The organism is Bradyrhizobium sp. Ses1, from assembly GCF_059512365.1.
Genome location: NZ_JCAMOQ010000171.1, coordinates 1 through 1,327, shown reverse-complemented (window position 1 = coordinate 1,327; position 1,327 = coordinate 1). Strand labels below are relative to the sequence as shown.

1 pseudogene is annotated in these 1,327 nt (G+C 63.1%); it reads right to left on the bottom strand.

Features of this window, described 5'->3' with window-relative positions:
* Positions 1–158 precede the first annotated feature (158 nt).
* Positions 159–1,327 (bottom strand): annotated as a pseudogene (locus tag AC5ZG5_RS46180) (IS701 family transposase); the annotation flags it as partial.

The following is a 1,327-nucleotide window of genomic DNA, read 5'->3' as shown; positions in this document are numbered from 1 at the left end:
CTAGCATTACAGTTGTAATTTTTTCTTGAGATGGGCTTTGCGCGCAGTTGCCTGATGAGCCCTGCGCCAGAACGACCATGCGAGGACGCGGGCGTGCGGGATGCGCCGCTGGGCGAGCTTCATGGCGATGCGGCGGATTTCCTGGATCGATCAGCGGATCAAGAACGATGCGTCGGTCGCGGCCGCGGTCGCGTTTTTTTGAGCAAGGGCCCGGTGTTGGCCCGATGACGGATGACGGCCATCATGGCGAAGGCAAGCATGACGAGTGAGACATGGCGATGCCAGCCATGCCAGGAGCGGGTTTCGTTGTGATCAAGGCCGAGCTCGTTCTTGGCGGTTTCGAAGCTGTCCTCGATGGCCCAGCGATGGCCTTCCACCGATACCAGCTTCTGCATGGAGGTGCCCTTGGGGCACCATGTGGAGAAAAAGGCCAAGCTGTCGTCGGCGATGTTGCGGCGGATCAGAAGACCCCGCGTCCATTCCCCGGCAAGGTCGTCGTTGTATTCACTGGCTTCGAGATCGGCCAGCTCGAGATAGGCCCAGTCGTGCCAGCGCGGACCTTTGGTCCCTCCGCCGGACGACAGGCGGCGCCAGGCCTTTTTGGGAAGGCTCCGCGCGATCGCGGCGGCGGTGCCGGCGACAGGCCGCTGCTTGCCCCAGGAGCGGAACACATGATTGGACGCAACACCCAGGACATAGCCTTTGCCCGCCTTGCGCAGCAGGGTTTCGATCTCTCCAGTGCCATACACGCTGTCCGCCGCCACGAACCAGAAACGGCACGTTGGCCGTGGTCGCGCGAGTGATCATCTGACGCGCGATCTTGGGTTTCGTCGCAAAGCTCACATCGCTCGGTACATGCGCTGCCTTCAGGCGAGCGGAGTCGTCCGTCCATTCTTTTGGCAGGTAGAGCGCCCGGTCGATGAAGGCATGGCCATGCCGTGACACATAGGAGGCGAACACTCCGATCTGGCAATTGGTGATCTTGCCCGCCGAGCCAGTGGACTGGCGTGCGACCCCGCACGAGGCCTTGCCCTGTTTCAAAAAGCCGGTCTCATCGATGACCAGGACCGCGTCCTCATCGCCAAGCGTCTCCAGTGCGTACTCACGCACAATGTCGCGCAGCGCGTCGGCATCCCAATGCCCTCGGCCCAGAATCGCCTGCTGGCGCCACGGGCCTGGATCGCCAGCCGCCTCCGCCCGCATCCAACCCGTCTTGCGCGGCTCGTTACCCAACAGTCCGTCGAGACACTGCCACGCCGAGGCCGCGACCCGCTCCTGCGTAAACAGCGGACGGATGCGTTGCTTGGCATCTCGCAACGAGGAAGCC